The sequence below is a fragment of the Streptomyces sp. JJ66 genome (genome assembly GCF_019303495.1).
In the GTDB taxonomy this organism is placed as follows: Bacteria; Actinomycetota; Actinomycetes; order Streptomycetales; family Streptomycetaceae; genus Streptomyces.
Map to the genome: position 1 here is coordinate 1 of NZ_JAEVFI010000031.1, position 15,600 is coordinate 15,600.

Annotated in this window: 15 protein-coding genes and 1 pseudogene; 1 reads left to right on the plus strand and 15 read right to left on the minus strand. The window is 73.1% G+C overall.

Features of this window, described 5'->3' with window-relative positions:
* The 12 genes and pseudogenes from JJV70_RS18925 to rpsD all read right to left on the minus strand — a co-directional run.
* Positions 1–180 (minus strand): annotated as a pseudogene (locus tag JJV70_RS18925) (hypothetical protein); the annotation flags it as partial.
* Between the two features lie 183 nt (positions 181–363).
* Positions 364–843: a type II 3-dehydroquinate dehydratase gene (gene aroQ, locus JJV70_RS18930; protein WP_219049217.1), complete on the minus strand. Its 480-nt coding sequence runs from the start codon at positions 841–843 to the stop codon at positions 364–366.
* Positions 840–1,934 carry a 3-dehydroquinate synthase gene (aroB, locus tag JJV70_RS18935; RefSeq protein WP_219049218.1) on the minus strand — a complete coding sequence of 365 codons (1,095 nt, stop codon included), beginning with the start codon at positions 1,932–1,934 and terminating at the stop codon, positions 840–842. The genes aroQ and aroB overlap by 4 nt, the downstream gene beginning before the upstream one ends.
* Positions 1,931–2,446, minus strand: a complete 516-nt coding sequence (locus tag JJV70_RS18940) for a shikimate kinase (RefSeq protein WP_308294903.1) — start codon at positions 2,444–2,446, stop codon at positions 1,931–1,933. The genes aroB and JJV70_RS18940 overlap by 4 nt, the downstream gene beginning before the upstream one ends.
* Positions 2,443–3,627 carry a chorismate synthase gene (gene aroC, locus JJV70_RS18945; RefSeq protein ID WP_219049219.1) on the minus strand — a complete coding sequence of 395 codons (1,185 nt, stop codon included), beginning with the start codon at positions 3,625–3,627 and terminating at the stop codon, positions 2,443–2,445. Before aroC ends, JJV70_RS18940 begins: the two co-directional genes overlap by 4 nt.
* Before the next feature lie 133 nt (positions 3,628–3,760).
* Entirely contained in the window at positions 3,761–4,585 is an 825-nt protein-coding gene (locus tag JJV70_RS18950; RefSeq protein ID WP_219049220.1) for a shikimate dehydrogenase, read from the minus strand.
* Positions 4,582–6,285: an endolytic transglycosylase MltG gene (mltG, locus tag JJV70_RS18955; RefSeq protein WP_219049221.1), complete on the minus strand. Its 1,704-nt coding sequence runs from the start codon at positions 6,283–6,285 to the stop codon at positions 4,582–4,584. Before mltG ends, JJV70_RS18950 begins: the two co-directional genes overlap by 4 nt.
* Positions 6,286–6,380: 95 nt before the next feature.
* Positions 6,381–6,845 carry a Holliday junction resolvase RuvX gene (gene ruvX / locus JJV70_RS18960; RefSeq protein WP_219049222.1) on the minus strand — a complete coding sequence of 155 codons (465 nt, stop codon included), beginning with the start codon at positions 6,843–6,845 and terminating at the stop codon, positions 6,381–6,383.
* Positions 6,845–9,523 (minus strand): alanine--tRNA ligase, encoded by a 2,679-nt coding sequence (gene alaS, locus JJV70_RS18965; RefSeq protein ID WP_219049223.1) that lies wholly within the window; start codon positions 9,521–9,523, stop codon positions 6,845–6,847. Before alaS ends, ruvX begins: the two co-directional genes overlap by 1 nt.
* Positions 9,523–9,891 (minus strand): DUF6167 family protein, encoded by a 369-nt coding sequence (locus JJV70_RS18970; RefSeq protein ID WP_219049224.1) that lies wholly within the window; start codon positions 9,889–9,891, stop codon positions 9,523–9,525. Before JJV70_RS18970 ends, alaS begins: the two co-directional genes overlap by 1 nt.
* Positions 9,892–9,897: 6 nt before the next feature.
* Entirely contained in the window at positions 9,898–10,335 is a 438-nt protein-coding gene (locus JJV70_RS18975; protein ID WP_219049225.1) for a DUF948 domain-containing protein, read from the minus strand.
* A 303-nt stretch (positions 10,336–10,638) separates the two neighbouring features.
* Positions 10,639–11,250, minus strand: a complete 612-nt coding sequence (gene rpsD, locus JJV70_RS18980) for a 30S ribosomal protein S4 (RefSeq protein ID WP_219049226.1) — start codon at positions 11,248–11,250, stop codon at positions 10,639–10,641.
* A gap of 55 nt (positions 11,251–11,305) precedes the next feature.
* On the opposite strand from rpsD, the gene JJV70_RS18985 reads away from it, so the two are divergent.
* Entirely contained in the window at positions 11,306–12,163 is an 858-nt protein-coding gene (locus JJV70_RS18985; RefSeq protein WP_219049227.1) for a DUF2470 domain-containing protein, read from the plus strand.
* Between the two features lie 37 nt (positions 12,164–12,200).
* Here JJV70_RS18985 and JJV70_RS18990 read toward each other — a convergent pair whose 3' ends face one another.
* From JJV70_RS18990 to hisS, 3 genes are all read right to left on the minus strand, one after another.
* Entirely contained in the window at positions 12,201–13,556 is a 1,356-nt protein-coding gene (locus tag JJV70_RS18990) for a replication-associated recombination protein A (protein WP_219049228.1), read from the minus strand.
* Positions 13,557–13,624: 68 nt separating this feature from the next.
* Positions 13,625–14,272 (minus strand): vitamin K epoxide reductase family protein, encoded by a 648-nt coding sequence (locus tag JJV70_RS18995; RefSeq protein ID WP_219049255.1) that lies wholly within the window; start codon positions 14,270–14,272, stop codon positions 13,625–13,627.
* Between the two features lie 60 nt (positions 14,273–14,332).
* Positions 14,333–15,592 carry a histidine--tRNA ligase gene (hisS, locus tag JJV70_RS19000; RefSeq protein ID WP_219049229.1) on the minus strand — a complete coding sequence of 420 codons (1,260 nt, stop codon included), beginning with the start codon at positions 15,590–15,592 and terminating at the stop codon, positions 14,333–14,335.
* Between the last annotated feature and the right edge of the window lie 8 nt (positions 15,593–15,600).

Below are 15,600 nucleotides of genomic sequence, written 5' to 3' on the forward strand. Positions count from 1 at the left end.
CGGCGCGGCTGCGGGCCGGGGCGGAGCGGCGGGCGGGGGCGGCGGCCCGGCGGGCGGGGTGCCGGGCGGAGTGGGAGCGTCGGCCCGGCCGGGGCCTGCTCCGGTGGCGGGCGGAGCCGAGCGCGGGAACGTGCCCAAGGGGACGGGCGGCGGCGCGCCCTGGCCCGCGTAGTGCTGCATCCGGTCCCATTTCCGTCCTCGTCGGCGCCGCATCCGCGCGCGCCTGGCGGTCAGTTCACCGCACCGTACCGTGTCCGGCGCCGGGGCGGCGGTCAGGGTGTGAACGGTGCACGCGGACGAAAAGTGCCCGCCCCCGGCCAGTTCGGCGAGCGGGCGGGCCCGGGCTGCTCAAGTGTCAGCCGGTCAGGGGGAACGGCGCTGGGCGGCGGTCTCCTCGGCGAGCGCCCGCAGCGCCAGCCGGTAGGAGCCGACGCCGAAACCGGCCACGGTTCCGCTGGCGACGGCGGCGATCACCGAGGTGTGCCGGAACTCCTCGCGTGCGTACGGGTTGGAGATGTGCACCTCGATCAGCGGCGCGGTGCGCTGGGCGGCGGCGTCCCGCATCGCGTACGAGTAGTGGGTGAACGCGCCGGGGTTGATGACGACGGGCAGCGCGGCGTCGGCGGCCTCGTGCAGCCACCGCACCATCTCCCCCTCGTCGTTGGTCTCCCGCACCTCGACGGCCAGGCCCAGCTCCGCGCCGAGCGCCGTGCACGCGCGCACGAGCCCGGCGTAGGAGGTGGAGCCGTAGACGTCCGGCTCCCGCGAGCCCAGGCGGCCCAGGTTGGGCCCGTTCAGCACGAGCACGCGCTGGGCGGGTGGGGCGGTTTCGGCGGCGCTCACCTGGCGATCTCCGCGTGCGCGGCGAGCAGCATGGCCGGGTCCGGTCCCTCCAGCACGGCGGGCTTGGCCAGTCCGTCCAGCACGATGAAGCGCAGCCGGTCGCCACGGGTCTTCTTGTCGATCTTCATCGTCTCCAGCAGCTTGGGCCACTGGTCGCCACGGTAGGTGACGGGCAGTCCGACGGCCTCCAGCACACTGCGGTGCCGGTCGGCGGTGGCGTCGTCGAGCCGTCCGGCGATGCGGCCGAGTTCGGCGGCGAAGACCATGCCGACGGCGACGGCCGCGCCGTGCCGCCAGTTGTAGCGCTCGTTCTTCTCGATGGCGTGGCCGAGGGTGTGGCCGTAGTTGAGGATTTCCCGGAGCCCGGACTCCTTCAGGTCCGCGCAGACCACGTCGGCCTTGACCCGGATGGAGCGCTCGATCAGCTCGGTGGTGTGCGGGCCGTCCGGACGGCGGGCGGCCTCGGGGTCCTGCTCGATGAGGTCCAGGATGACCGGATCGGCGATGAACCCGGCCTTGATGACCTCCGCGAGCCCGCTGACGTAGTCGTGGACGGGCAGCGAGTCGAGCGCGGCGAGGTCGCACAGCACCCCGGCCGGGGGGTGGAAGGCACCCACCAGGTTCTTGCCCTCGGCGGTGTTGATGCCGGTCTTGCCGCCGACGGCCGCGTCCACCATGCCCAGCACGGTGGTCGGCACGGCGATCCAGCGCACCCCGCGCAGCCAGGTCGCGGCGACGAACCCGGCGAGGTCGGTGGTGGCCCCGCCGCCCACGCCGACGATGACATCGGTGCGGGTGAAGCCGGTCTGGCCCAGCGCCTTCCAGCAGTAGGCGGCGACCTCGGCCGTCTTGGACTCCTCGGCGTTGGGCAGCTGGATGGCGATCGCCTCGTACCCCTGCTCGGCGAGGTCCTGGCGCAGCACCTCGCCGGTCTCGGCCAGCGCCTCGGGGTGCAGCACCGCCACCCGGCGGGCCTGCGGGCCGATCAGCGCGGGCAGCTCGCCCAGCAGACGGCGTCCGATCAGCACGTCGTAGGGCTCGTGCCCGGTGCCAGCTACGGTGATGCGGACGGGGGTGGGTGTGCTGCTCATGCCTTCCTCAGCTCCAGGACGTCCAGAATGTCGTCGGCGACCTCTTCGGGGCCACGGTTCTCGGTGCTCACCACCGCGCGCGCGACCTCGGTGTACAGCGGGCGCCGCTCCTCCATCAGGGCGCGCCACCGCTGGCGCGGGTTGACGGCGAGCAGGGGGCGCGGCGCGTCCAGACCGACCCGCCTGACAGCCTCGGCGACGCCCGTCTCCAGGAACACCACGGGCCGTTTGGCCAGCAGGGCGCGCGTCTCGGCGGCCAGGACGGCGCCGCCACCGAGCGCGAGGACCCCCTCGTGGTCCGCGACCGCCGTGCGCACGGCGTCCCGCTCCAGGGCGCGGAAGTGCGCTTCGCCGTCGTCGACGAAGATATCGGCCACCGCTTTGCCGGTGCGCTCGGTGATGTCGGTGTCGGTGTCGCGGAACGCCACGCCCAGCCGCGTGGCGAGCAGCCTGCCGACGGTCGATTTCCCGGCACCCATCGGGCCGACGAGGATGACGACGGGGCCGCTCACCGGATCGCCAGGTGGTCGAGGTAGCCGAGGACGTTGCGGCGGGTCTCGGTGACGCTGTCGCCACCGAACTTCTCGGCCACCGCGTCGGCGAGTACCAGGGCCACCATGGCCTCGGCCACGATGCCAGCGGCCGGGACCGCGCAGACGTCCGAGCGCTGGTGGTGGGCCTGGGCGGGCTCACCGGTGGCCACGTCCACGGTGGCCAGCGCGCGCGGCACGGTGGCGATCGGCTTCATCGCCGCCCGCACGCGCAGCAGTTCACCGGTGGACAGGCCACCCTCGGTGCCCCCCGAACGCCCCGAGGCACGGCGGATACCGTCGGCGGTGGTGAGGATTTCGTCGTGCGCCTGCGAGCCGGGCACCCGGGCGAGATCGAAGCCGTCCCCGACCTCGACGCCCTTGATCGCCTGAATGCCCATCAGGGCCGCGGCCAGCCGGGCGTCCAGCCGCCGGTCCCAGTGGACATGGCTGCCCAGCCCCACCGGCACGCCGTGCGCGAGGACCTCCACGACACCGCCCAGGGTGTCGCCGTCCTTGTGCGCCTGGTCGATCTGGGCGACCATCGCCTCACTCGCGGCGGCGTCCAGGCAGCGCACCGGGTCGGCGTCCAGCCGCGCCACGTCACCGGGCACCGGGACCGTGCCGTGCGGGGCGCGGGCGGCGCCGAGTTCCACCACGTGCGAGACGATCTCGATCCCGGCTGTCTGCGCCAGGTAGGAGCGGGCCACGGTGCCCAGCGCGACGCGGGCCGCGGTTTCCCGGGCGGAGGCGCGCTCCAGAATGGGGCGGGCCTCGTCGAAGCCGTACTTCTGCATCCCGGCGAGGTCGGCGTGGCCGGGACGCGGACGGGTGAGCGGGGCGTTGCGGGCCAGCTGAGCGAGTTCGTCCGGGTCCACCGGGTCAGCGGCCATCACCTGCTCCCACTTGGGCCACTCGGTGTTGCCGACCATGATCGCGACCGGGGAGCCGAGGGTACGGCCGTGGCGGACGCCGCCGAGGAAGGTGACCTCGTCCTGTTCGAACTTCATCCGGGCACCGCGTCCGTAGCCGAGCCGCCGCCGGGCGAGGGCGTCCGCCACCATGCCGGTGGTGATCGGGACGCCGGAGGGCAGGCCCTCCAGTGTCGCCACGAGTGCGGGGCCGTGTGACTCCCCCGCGGTCAGCCAGCGCAAAGTGCTCAACGGTGCTCCTCATTCGCCAGTGCTTGTCCCCGATCTTCCCNCCCCCGCCCCTTCCGGACTGGGGGTTCCGCTCACCGGCCCGGGAGTCATCGCGCCGCGGTCCGCGCCCGCCGGGCGGGCTCGCTGGCAGGGCTCAGCCCAGGGCGGCTTCGCCCGCCTCGCGCATGGCTGCCAGGGGAGCCGGAGCCCGGCCCGTCATCTGCTCGACCTGGAGCACCGCCTGGTGGACCAGCAGGTCCAGGCCCCCCAGCACGCGCCCGCCCGCTGCCTGCCAGGCGGCGGCCAGCGGCGTGGGCCACGGCTCGTACAGCACGTCGAACAGCGTGCCGGGGGCAGTGGGCACGGCTGCCGCGAGCGCGTCCGCCGCCCCGGCCGGTGTCGTGGCGATCACCAGCGGGGCGGTCAGCGCTCCGGCCGCCCGCTCCCAGGGCTCCGTGCGGACGTGGACGCCCAGCCGCTCACCCCACACCCGCATCTCCTCAGCCCGGGCCGCGCTGCGCACGTAGGCCGTGACCGTGCCCGGGCAGATCCGGGCGAGCGCGGCGAGCGCGGAGGAAGCGGTCGCGCCCGCGCCGAGTACGGCTGCCGAGGGCACCTGTTCGACGCCGCGCTCCCGCAGCGCCGCGACCATGCCGGGGATGTCGGTGTTGTCGCCGCGCCGCTGGCCGTCCTCGGCGAAAGTGACGGTGTTGACGGCCTCGACGGCCGCCGCCGTCGGCGTCACCACGTCCAGCAGCGGGATGACGGCGCGCTTGAGCGGCATCGTCAGCGACAGTCCGGCCCAGCCGGGGCCGAGGCCGTCGAGGAAGGCGGGAAGCCCCGCCTCGTCCACCTCGAAGCGGTCGTAGCTCCAGCCGTGCAGGCCCAGACCGGCGTACGCGGCGCGGTGCAGCACCGGGGACAGGGAGTGGGCGATCGGCGAGCCGAGGACCGCCGCGCGCGCGGAGGCGGGCGTCACGCGCCGTCCTCCTCCTCGCGCTCCTCGCGCTTCTTGGCCTGCTCGGCGTTGAAGTCCTTCACGTGTTCCTGGTGTTCCTTGTACGTCTCGGTGAACCGGGTGTCCCCGGGTTTGACGGTGACGAAGTAGTACCACGGCCCCTCGGTCGGGTGGAGCGCGGCCTCGATGGCCTGGTGACCCGGGTTGTCGATGGGGGTGGGCGGCAGACCGGGGTTCCGGTAGGTGTTGAAGGGGTCGTCGAGGCCCGTGTCCTCGACGGAGACGTCGAGTGTGGAGCGGCCCAGGGCGTAGTTGATGGTGGAGTCGAAGTCGAGCTTGCCGTTGGTCTCGGTGTTGTCCGGCTGGAGCCGGTTGTAGATGACCTGCGATACCTTGCCGAAGTCGTCCGCCTCCTGCGCCTCGGCCTGAATGAGGGAGGCGATGATCAGGATCTCGTACGGCGTACGGTCCAGCTTGGCGGCCTCGCTCTCCAGGTTGACGCTGTCGAACTCGTCCTTGGCGCGGCCGACCATGTTCTTCAGCACGGTCTGCGGGTCGGAGTCCTGGCTGACGGAGTAGCGGGAGGGGAAGAGGAATCCCTCGATCTTCCCCCCGGCCCAGGCGGGCAGGCCCAGGTCGGCGCTCTGGGCGAGTTCTTCGGTGGTGCCCTCGGGCGAGCCGGTCTGCTCGTCGATCAGTTGGTAGATCTGGGTGGCCCGCAGCCCCTCGGGGATGATCAGGCCGGTCTGGCTGGCCGGGTCGAGCATGAGCTTGATGGCCTCGGCGGCCGACATCTGCTTGCGCAGCGTGTAGATGCCGGGCTGGATGGAGCGGGACGCCTTGTTCTCGTCGCTCGCCTCGATGAACGCCGCCTCGCTCTTCACCACGTCCTCGCCTGCGAGGATCTTGGCCATGTCGGCGGCGATGGCGCCCTGGGGGATCTCGACGGTGACCTCACCGGTGCCGGTGCCCGAGTAGTCCGGGGCGGAGGCGAAGCGGCTCTGGTAGAAGCTGTAGGCGGCGTATGTCGCCCCGGCTCCCCCGCCCACGAGGACGACGGCGACGATCAGGCAGGCGGCCCGGTTGCGGCGTCTGGCCCCGCCGCGCCGTCCCTTGCCGCCCCTGGCGGCGGCCCGGCGTCCGGCCCGGGTGGGCGGTTCGCTCCCGTCGGCGTCCGCGCCGGGCGGCCCGCCGCCTGGGGGGCCTGAGCGCTCGGTGCCGGTGCCGGGCTCGGGGTGGGTCTCGGTGTCGGGAGCGGCCACGGCGCCGGAGTCGTCTTCCCCGGCGGCGAAGAAGGCGTGCTCGCCCTGGTCGGGGCCTGGGTCCCAGCCGGTGGCCGGACCGGCCTGCGGGGAGTACGGCGCGTCGGCCGGGTCGGGGCCGTAGGGGCCGGGGGGCCGCGTGTGCTGCGGCTGCGGCGGGGGGTAGGCGTCAGGTGCCGGGTAGTAGGCGGTGTAGTCCGGGGAGTTTGGGTGATCGCCGTAGGGCTGCGGGGGCTGCTGGGCGTAGCCCTGCCCGTAGGGCTCGGCGAGGCCGGGGGGCGGGTCCTGCCAGGTGCCGTAGGCGTCCTGCTGCTGCGGGTAGGGAGACTGCTGGTGTCCGTGGGCGTCCCACCCGCCCTGCTGCCGCGGGGCGCCGTCGCCGTTCCAGCCCAGGTCGCCGTAGAGCGGGTCCTCGGGGTGCCACGGTTGTGGGCCAGTGCCCCGGCCATACTCAGTCATCGTTCCCCTTGCCGCTTCGGCAACGTGCCTGTGTGTGCACGGCGCGCTCGCTCACGGGAAGCTGCCGCGACGCGCGTGACGTTACCGTACGTCGATCAGATAACCGTTTCGACGCACTGCCCCGGTGGCTCGCCCGACACCCGTTCGGTCTCCAGCGCGCTCTGCAGGATGACCACGGCCGCCGCCTGGTCGATGCGTGAGCGGCCCTTCTTCGCGCTCACTCCGGACGCGCGCAGCGACTGCGCGGCCGAGACGGTGCTCATGCGCTCGTCCACCAGCCGCACCGGCACCGGCGCGACGCGGCGGGCCGTCTCCCGCGCGAAGGTGCGCACTTTCTGGGCGGCCGGGCCCTCGCCCCCGCTGAGGGAGCGGGGGAGACCGACGATCACCTCGATGGGCTCGTACTCGGCCACCAGCTCGGCCAGGCGGCGGTGGGCGGCCGGCCGGTCGCGGCCGGGGACCGTCTCGACCGGGGTGGCCAGGAGCCCGTCGGGGTCGCACGAGGCGACCCCGATGCGGGCGTCCCCGACATCGACGGCCAGCCGCCGTCCGCGTCGCATCAGGCGCCCACCAGGCTCTCGCTGACCTGCCGCTCGACGGCGGCCAGCGCGTCGTCCAGCGCACCGGCGTTCTGCCCGCCGCCCTGGGCGACGTCCGGCTTGCCGCCACCGCCGCCGCCGAGCGTCTTGGCGGCGGTGCGCACCAGGTCACCGGCCTTCAGCCCGCGCTCGCGGGCGGCCTCGTTGGTGGCGATGACGGTCAGCGGGCGGCCTTTCACCACGCTGAACAGGGCGACGACGGCGGGCCGGTCCCCGGGGACGCGGCCGCGCACGTCCAGCACCAGCTTGCGCAGGTCATCAGCGGCGGTACCGTCGGGCACCCGGGCGGTGACCAGGGCGGTGCCCCGGACGTCCCTGGCACCCTGGGCGAGCCCGGCGGCGGCCTGGAGCACCTTCTCCGCGCGGAACCGCTCGATCTCCTTCTCGGCGTCCTTCAGCCGCCCGAGCATGCCGGAGATCTTCTCCGGCAGCTCCTCCGGGCGGCCCTTGAGCAGGTCGGTGAGCTGGGAGACGACGGTGTGCTCGCGGGCGAGGAACTGGTAGGCGTCCACGCCGACGAGGGCTTCCACGCGCCGCACGCCCGAGCCGATGGACGACTCGCCCAGCAGCTTCACCAGCCCGAGCTGGGCGGTGTTGTGGACGTGGGTGCCGCCGCACAGCTCCTTGGAGAAGTCGCCGATGGTCACCACGCGCACCCGCTCGCCGTACTTCTCGCCGAACTCGGCGATGGCACCCTGCTTGCGGGCCTCGTCCATCGACATCACCTCGGCGGTGACATCCAGCTCCCGGGCCAGCACCTCGTTGATCTTCTGCTCGACGTCGCCGAGCACGGCGGTGGGGACGGCGGAGGGCGAGCCGAAGTCGAAGCGGAAGCGGCCGGGGGCGTTCTCCGACCCGGCCTGGGCGGCCGTCGGCCCGAGCGCGTCGCGCAGCGCCTGGTGGGTGAGGTGGGTGGCGCTGTGGGCGCGGGCGATGGCGCGGCGGCGCACCGCGTCGATCACGCAGTAGCCCTTGGCTCCGAGCGTCACCTCGCCGACCTGCACGGCGCCCTTGTGCACGCTGACGCCGGGCACCGGCTGCTGCACGTCGCGCACCTCGATGACGGCGCCGTTCTCCAGCCGGACGCGGCCGGTGTCGGCGAGCTGGCCACCGCCCTCGGCGTAGAACGGGGTGCGGTCGAGCACGACCTCCACCTCGTCGCCCTCGTGCGCGGCCGGGGCGGAGACGCCGCCCACCAGCAGGCCGACGACGGTCGTCTCACCTTCGGTGTGCGCGTAGCCGGTGAACTCCGTGGCCCCGGCGACGTCGGCCACCTGGCGGTAGGCGGACAGGTCGGCGTGGCCGGTCTTCTTGGCCTGGGCGTCGGCCTTGGCGCGTTCGCGCTGCTCCTTCATCAGGCGGCGGAACCCGGCCTCGTCCACGGTCAGGCCCTGCTCGGCGGCCATCTCCAGGGTGAGGTCGATGGGGAAGCCCCAGGTGTCGTGCAGCAGGAACGCCTGGTCGCCGGAGAGCACGGTGCCGCCCTTGGCCCGGGTCTCGGTGACGGCGGTGTCGAGGATGTTGGTGCCCGCCTTGAGCGTCTTGAGGAACGCGGCCTCCTCGGCGCGGGCGACGGTCTGGATGCGCTCGCGGTCGGTGACCAGCTCCGGGTACTGCAGGCCCATCGTGTCCACGATGACGTCCACCAGCGTGCCGATGACCGGCTCCTGCGAACCGAGGATGCGCAGGTTGCGGATGGCACGGCGCATGATGCGGCGCAGCACGTAGCCCCGGCCCTCGTTGCCGGGGGTGACACCGTCGCCGATCAGCATCACGGAGGTGCGCAGGTGGTCGGCGATGACGCGCAGCGAGACATCCGAGGCGTGGGCGGCGCCGTAGCGCACACCGGTCAGCTCGGTGGCCTGGTCCATCACCACGCGCAGGGTGTCCGTCTCGTACATGTTGTGCACGCCCTGGAGGATCATCGCCAGGCGTTCCAGGCCGAGACCGGTGTCGATGTTCTTGGCGGGGAGGTCGCCGAGGATCTCGAAGTCCTCCTTGCCGGTGCCCGCGCCGCGCTCGTACTGCATGAAGACCAGGTTCCAGATCTCCACGTAGCGCTCGTCGTTGACGGCCGGGCCGCCTTCCTCGCCGAACTCCGGGCCGCGGTCGTAGTTGATCTCCGAGCACGGGCCGCAGGGGCCGGGCACGCCCATGGACCAGTAGTTGTCGGCCTTGCCCAGGCGCTGGATGCGCTCGGCGGGGACGCCCACGATCTCCCGCCAGATGCGCTCAGCCTCGTCGTCCTCCTCGTAGACGGTGATCCACAGCTTCCCGGCGTCCAGCCCGTAGCCGCCGTCGGCTACGGAGGAGGTCAGCAGCTCCCAGGCGAGCTTGCAGGCGCCTTCCTTGAAGTAGTCACCGAAGGAGAAGTTGCCGCACATCTGGAAGAAGGTGCCGTGCCGGGTGGTCTTGCCGACCTCCTCGATGTCGGGGGTGCGCACACACTTCTGCACGCTGACCGCGCGGGAGAAGGGCGGCTTGGCCTCGCCGAGGAAATACGGCTTGAAGGGGACCATGCCCGCGGGGACCAGCAGCAGCGTCGGGTCGTCCGCGATCAGCGACGCCGACGGCACGACGGTGTGCCCACGCTCCTCGAAGAAGCTCAGCCAGCGGCGGCGGATTTCAGCCGACTCCATCAGTGGTCCTCTTTTCCGTTCCTGTGGTGGGGCGGGTGGTGGGGCGGGCCAAGCTCGGCCCACCGGTCGGTGCCGGTATCCCGGGGTGACCGGGCCGGGGCGGCCTGGGCGGGCAGCTGTCGCGGAGGCGGGTCGGCGGGGTCGGTGGTGAGCCCGAGCGCGTCGCTGAGCTCACGCTCGCGCTGCGCCATGCCCGTGCGGACGTCCACGGCCAGCTCCCGCAGCCGGTGCCCGGCGGAAACCGCCCGCTCGGTGGCGCGGGCGGCCAGCGACTCGGGGGTGAGGCTGCGCAGCTTGCGGTTGACCTTGGTGGTGGCCCAGACACCGGCGGCGGCGCCGGCGCCGAACCAGAACGTGCGGCGGAACATGGGGGCTCAGTCCTTTCCACCCCGGCGCCACCGGCCGCCGCGTCGCGCCCGGGGCACGGTGCCGCCCACGACGACGGTGGCCGGGGGGCGGGGCGTCGTTTCGGTGCGGCCCAGGGCGCGGCGTACTCCGTACCCGAACGCGGCCACCTTCACCAGGGGGCCGCCGAACGCGGTGGAGACGGTGGAGGACAGCGCGGAGGCGTTGGCGGTGACCTCCTGGACGTCGGAGGCGATGGCGTCCACGCGGTCCAGCTGGCTCTGCGCCGAGCGCACCGTCGCCGACGCTTCGCCGAGCAGCGGAACCGCCTGCTCCGTCACGCGCGTCACCAGCTGGGTGGCGGCCTTGAGCGTCTGGGCCAGCCGGACCAGCACGACGGCGAGGAACGACACCAGGATCGCCCAGAACACGGCCACCAGCAGGCCGGCCACCTCTCCACCGGACACGCGAGCACCGCTTCCTTGAGGGTTCAGGTCCAGGCCCCGACCCTATCGCGCCGCGCGGTGCGTCCTGTACCGAGTTGTGCCCCTGCCCCGGTCCCTGACCCAGCCTCTGGCCGGGGACCCCGTCTTCCCGGAACCGGGTGCGCGGTCCCGGCTCGCGGGGCGCCGCCTTTGGCTCCGGTCCGCCCACCCCCGGCTACCGCTGAAAGGCACCTTGGGACGGGCTGACCAGCGAGGGACAGACGCCGAACGGCGGGCACCCAAAGTTCCGGGTGCCCGCCGTGGCGGAAGGACACACGCGCCGCGTCAGCGGGCGTAGTACTCGACGACCAGCTGCTCGTCGCAGATGACCGGAACTTCCTTGCGGTTCGGGTCGCGGTCGAGGCGGAACGCCAGCGCCTGGAGGTTGACCTCCAGGTAGCGCGGGGTCTCGCCGTCCAGCGCGTAGCCGCCCTCGCGAGCCACCTGGAAGGGGTGCTTCGCCCGCGAGCGCTCGCGCACCATCACCACGTCGTCGGGGCGCACCCGGAAGGACGGCTTGTCCACCTTGCGGCCGTTGACCTCGATGTGGCCGTGCACGACCATCTGCCGCGCCTGGTAGATGGTGCGGGCCAGCCCGGAGCGCAGCACCAGCGCGTCCAGCCGGCGCTCCAGCTCGACGATCAGCGCCTCGCCGGTCTTGCCCCCGGCCTTCTGGGCGCGCTCGTAGGCGCGGACCATCTGGCGCTCGCTGATGTCGTACTGGGCGCGCAGCCGCTGCTTCTCCAGCAGACGGACCTTGTAGTCACTGTTCTGCTTGCGGCCGCGGCCGTGCTCGCCGGGCGGGTAGGGGCGCTGCTCGAAGTACTTGACCGCCTTCGGGGTCAGCGCGATGCCGAGCGCCCGCGACTTCTTGACCTTGGGACGCGACTGGTTCACGTTGAACGAACCTCCGTGTAAGTTAGGTGAGGCTTACCTTAGCGGAGGAGAACGCATGTTTCGACCAGGGAGTCCCGTGTCCGGCACCCGTGACGACGCCAAGACAACGGATCAGCCGCGTCCCGTGGAAGACGGCGCTGAGCGGCCCTGTGCCGCCGAGCGCGTACGAACCCTCGTGGACTCCAGCGTATCTGCCCAGCTGAGCATCCCCGGGGCCGAGTCCACCCCGGCGGCCACCACCCCGCTGGCCCGCGCCGTCACCCCTGAGGGGGACGTGATTGTGCTGGTCAGCGCCGATTCCCCGGCCGCCCGGGCGGCTGCCTACGCACAGGACGACGACGTCATCGCAGTGATGGAGATCACTGACGTGGCGCCGGTCTCGGTGCCGCACCGCATCCGGGGACGGGCCCAGGTCGCGGGCTGGCTGACCGCCGCCCGGGGCGACGCCGCCCAGGAAGCCGCGGCGGCACTGCTGCACGGACGCCAGCCGCACGGGCCGCTGCCCTTCGGCCCGGACCGCATGATGCTGCGCCTGGAGGTCGGTGAGGCCGTGGTGGACGACCTGTGGGGCGAGGGACAGGTCGAGCCCGAGGAGTTCGCCGCCGCCCGGCCCGATCCGCTCGCGGCGCACGAGGCGGACCTGCTGCAGCACCTCGCGGCGGCGCACGAGGAGCAGGTGCTCGGCCTGTGTTCGCTGCTGGGCGAGCGCGCGGAGGTCTGCGGCGCCGGGCTGCGCGCGGTACCGCTCGCGCTGGACCGCTTCGGACTGCGGGTGCGCTACTGCCCGCCCGGCCCCGCCTCAGCCCCGGCGGGGGCGTTCGACGCGCACTTCCCGTTCCCCGAGCCCGTCACCGACGTCGCCCGCCTGCGCCGCGCGATGCACACCCTGTTCGACGCGGCCGAGGCCGCGTGAGCCGTCCCGCCCACCCGGCCGGGCCCGGCCGCCGGGGTTACTCCGGGTCGCCGTGCAGGCGGGCGCGGACGCGGGCTGCGACGTCGGCGTAGCGGGCCTCGGCGCCGTAGCGGGTCGGCTCGTAGTACCGCCGGCCGTGGAGGGCGTCCGGCGCGTACTGCTGGGCCGCGATGCCGCCGGGCAGGTCGTGCGGATACTGGTAGTCCTTGCCATGGCCGAGCTTGCGCGCCCCGCCGTAGTGGGTGTCGCGCAGATGCGGGGGAACGGGACCGGCCTGGCCCGCGCGGACGTCGGCCAGCGCGGCGTCGATCGCGGTGTAGGCGGCATTGGACTTGGGGGCCAGGGCGAGCGCGATCGTCACCTGGCTGAGCGTGATCCGGGCCTCGGGGAAACCGATCATGGCGACGGCCTGTGCCCCGGCCACGGCGGTGGGCAGTGCCGTCGGGTCGGCCAGGCCGATGTCCTCGCTGGCGGAGATCATCAGGCGCCGGGCGATGAAGCGCGGGTCCTCCCCCGCCTCGACCATCCGGGCCAGGTAGTGCAGGGCCGCGTCCACGTCGGACCCGCGGATGGACTTGATCAGCGCGCTGGCCACGTCGTAGTGCTGGTCCCCGTCGCGGTCGTATTTCACGGCGGCGCGGTCCACCGCCTCCTCCAGCGTGGCCAGCGTGACGGTGTCCTCGCCCTTGGCCAGGGCCGCGCCCGCGCCCGCTTCCAGCGCGGTCAGGGCCCGGCGGGCGTCGCCGCCGGCGATGCGCAGAAGGTGCGCCTCGGCGTCCTCGGGCAGGGTGAGGGCACCGGCCAGGCCGCGCTCGTCAGCCACCGCGCGGCGCAGCAGGCCGCGCACGTCCTCCTCCGTCAGCGGCTCCAGGGTGAGCAGCAGCGAGCGGGACAGCAGCGGGGAGATCACCGAGAAGTACGGGTTCTCCGTGGTGGCGGCGATCAGCGTGACCCACCGGTTCTCCACGGCGGGCAGCAGGGAGTCCTGCTGGGCCTTGGAGAAGCGGTGGATCTCGTCGAGGAACAGCACCGTGTCCTTGCCGTACGCGCCCGAGGAGCGGCGGGCGCCGTCGATGACCGCGCGCACCTCCTTGACGCCCGCGGTAATCGCCGACAGCTCCACGAACCGCTTGTCGGTGGCCTTGCTGACGACGTAGGCGAGCGTCGTCTTCCCCGTGCCGGGCGGACCCCACAACAGGACCGAGGACGCCCCGGCCGGACCACCGTCACCCTCCCCCACCAGGCGGCGCAGCGGCGAGCCCGGACGCAGCAGATGCTGCTGGCCGACCACCTCGTCCAGCGTGCGCGGACGCATGCGGACGGCGAGCGGGCTGGCTGACGGGTCCTTCGCCTGGCGTTCTTCGGCGGCTGCGGTGAACAGATCGGGCTCCACGCACCCGAGCCTAGGTCACGCCGCTGACAGCCCCGGCTGGAACCGGCGCGGCCGGAGCCCGAGCGGCCTCAGCCGAGCCAGAAGTCCCACCACCGGGTGAGGATCAGCATGCCGATGATGCCGACGTGGACGACCGGCAGCACCCACGGGAACTCCAGCACGAAGCTCCGCAGCCCCGACGGCGCGGGCACCATGCGGTGCCGCAGCGTGTGCGCCAGGGTGTACCAGAACATCACCAGCGTGCCGACCCAGGCCAGGCAGCACCACAGGCACAGCGCGTTGATGTTGTACAGCGACTGGTACATCAGCCAGGTGCAGAACGCGACGCCGAGGAAGGTGCCGCCCAGCAGACCGCGCCAGAACCAGGGCCTAAATCGCGCCCCGGCCAGCGCCGCGACGCCGATGGTGAGGACGGAGGCGTAGGTCGCCAGGCCCAGCATGGGGTTGGGGAAGCCGAACACCCCGGCCTGCGCGCTCTGCATCACGCTGCCGCAGGAGACGACCGGGTTGAGGCTGCACGCGGGGGTGAACGTCTCCCCCGCGACCTGCGCCTCCAGGATCTTGAACTTGTCCAGCGTGATGACCCAGGCGGCCAGCAGGCCCGCGGCGGCGCTGACGATCAGCGTCCAGGCGTAAGCGCGGCTGGCGCCGACAGCGCTGGCCGGGCGCCCGCGTTCCTCGGTTCCGTCCGCTGCGGAGGGTGCCGTCTCGGTCATCATCACGCTCGTGGTCCCCTCGTCGGTGGTCTGCTGTTCATTGTGCCAACGAGCGGCACCTCAGCCCAGTTTCGCGCGAACCTCGTCCACCACCACATCGAGCGGCACCGGAGACTGCGCGCCGCTGTCGAGGTCCTTGAGCTGGACGACGCCCTCGGCGAGGTCACGCTCGCCGAGCACCAGCGCGTACCGGGCACCGGAACGGCTCGCGGACTTCATCGCGTTCTTCAGCCCCTTGCCGCCGTACGCGAAGTCGGCGGCCACGCCCGCGCGGCGCAGCTGGGTCAGCACGCCGAACAGGCGGCGCCGGGCCTCCTCGCCGACCGGCACGGCGAACACCTCGGTGCGCGCGGGCAGGTCGAGGGTGACGCCCTCGGCCTTCAGGGCCAGCACGGTGCGGTCCACGCCCAGCGCCCAGCCGACCGAGGGCAGCGCCGGGCCGCCGATCATCTCGGACAGCCCGTCGTACCGGCCGCCGCCGCCCACCGCGGACTGGGCGCCCAGCCCGTCGTGCACGAACTCGAAGGTGGTGCGGGTGTAGTAGTCCAGGCCGCGCACCAGCCGAGGGTCGTCCTCGAACGCGACGCCGGCGGCGGTCAGCAGCTCGCGCACCTGCTCGTGGTACGCCGTGCACGCCTCGCACAGGTGGTCGCGCATGAGCGGTGCGCCGGTGAGCTGCCGCCGCACCGTCTCCCGCTTGTCGTCCAGCACGCGCAGCGGGTTGATCTCCACCCGGCGCAGCGTCTCCTCGTCCAGGTCCAGGCCGCGCAGGAAGTCCTGGAGGACCGCGCGGTAGCCGGGGCGGCACTGGGCGTCGCCGAGCGAGTTGAGCAGCAGCCGCACCTCGCGCAGGCCGAGCGCGCGGTAGGCGTCGGCGGCCAGGATGATCAGTTCGGCGTCCAGCGCCGGGTCCTCGGCACCCAGCGCCTCGGCGCCGACCTGCGAGAAGTGCCGGTAGCGCCCCGCCTGCGGGCGCTCGTAGCGATAGTAGGAGCCGGAGTACCACAGCTTCACCGGCAGGGCGCCGCGGTGCAGGCTGGCCTGGAGCGCGGCGCGCAGCACGGAGGCGGTGCCCTCGGGGCGCAGCGCGAGCTCGTCGCCGCCCTTGGTGGTGAGGGTGTACATCTCCTTGGTGACGATGTCGGTGGAGGCGCCCACCCCGCGGGCGAACAGCTCCACCTGCTCGAAGCCGGGCGTCTCCACGTAGCCGTAGCCCGCGCGGCGCAGGGGCGCGGAGATGGCCTCGCGGACGGCGAGGAAGTCGGCGGAGTCCGGCGGGGTCAGGTCGTAGGTGCCCTTGGGGGCCGAGAAGGTACTCATGCGGAGGT

Excerpts from the sequence above, each read along its gene's own strand:
- aroB (WP_219049218.1), bottom strand. The coding sequence starts at position 1,934 with ATGAGCAGCACACCCACCCCCGTCCGCATCACCGTAGCTGGCACCGGG.
- JJV70_RS18995 (WP_219049255.1), bottom strand. The coding sequence starts at position 14,272 with ATGACCGAGACGGCACCCTCCGCAGCGGACGGAACCGAGGAACGCGGG.
- JJV70_RS18970 (WP_219049224.1), bottom strand. The coding sequence starts at position 9,891 with ATGTTCCGCCGCACGTTCTGGTTCGGCGCCGGCGCCGCCGCCGGTGTC.
- alaS (WP_219049223.1), bottom strand. The coding sequence starts at position 9,523 with ATGGAGTCGGCTGAAATCCGCCGCCGCTGGCTGAGCTTCTTCGAGGAG.
- JJV70_RS18985 (WP_219049227.1), top strand. The coding sequence starts at position 11,306 with ATGTTTCGACCAGGGAGTCCCGTGTCCGGCACCCGTGACGACGCCAAG.
- hisS (WP_219049229.1), bottom strand. The coding sequence starts at position 15,592 with ATGAGTACCTTCTCGGCCCCCAAGGGCACCTACGACCTGACCCCGCCG.
- ruvX (WP_219049222.1), bottom strand. The coding sequence starts at position 6,845 with ATGCGACGCGGACGGCGGCTGGCCGTCGATGTCGGGGACGCCCGCATC.
- mltG (WP_219049221.1), bottom strand. The coding sequence starts at position 6,285 with ATGACTGAGTATGGCCGGGGCACTGGCCCACAACCGTGGCACCCCGAG.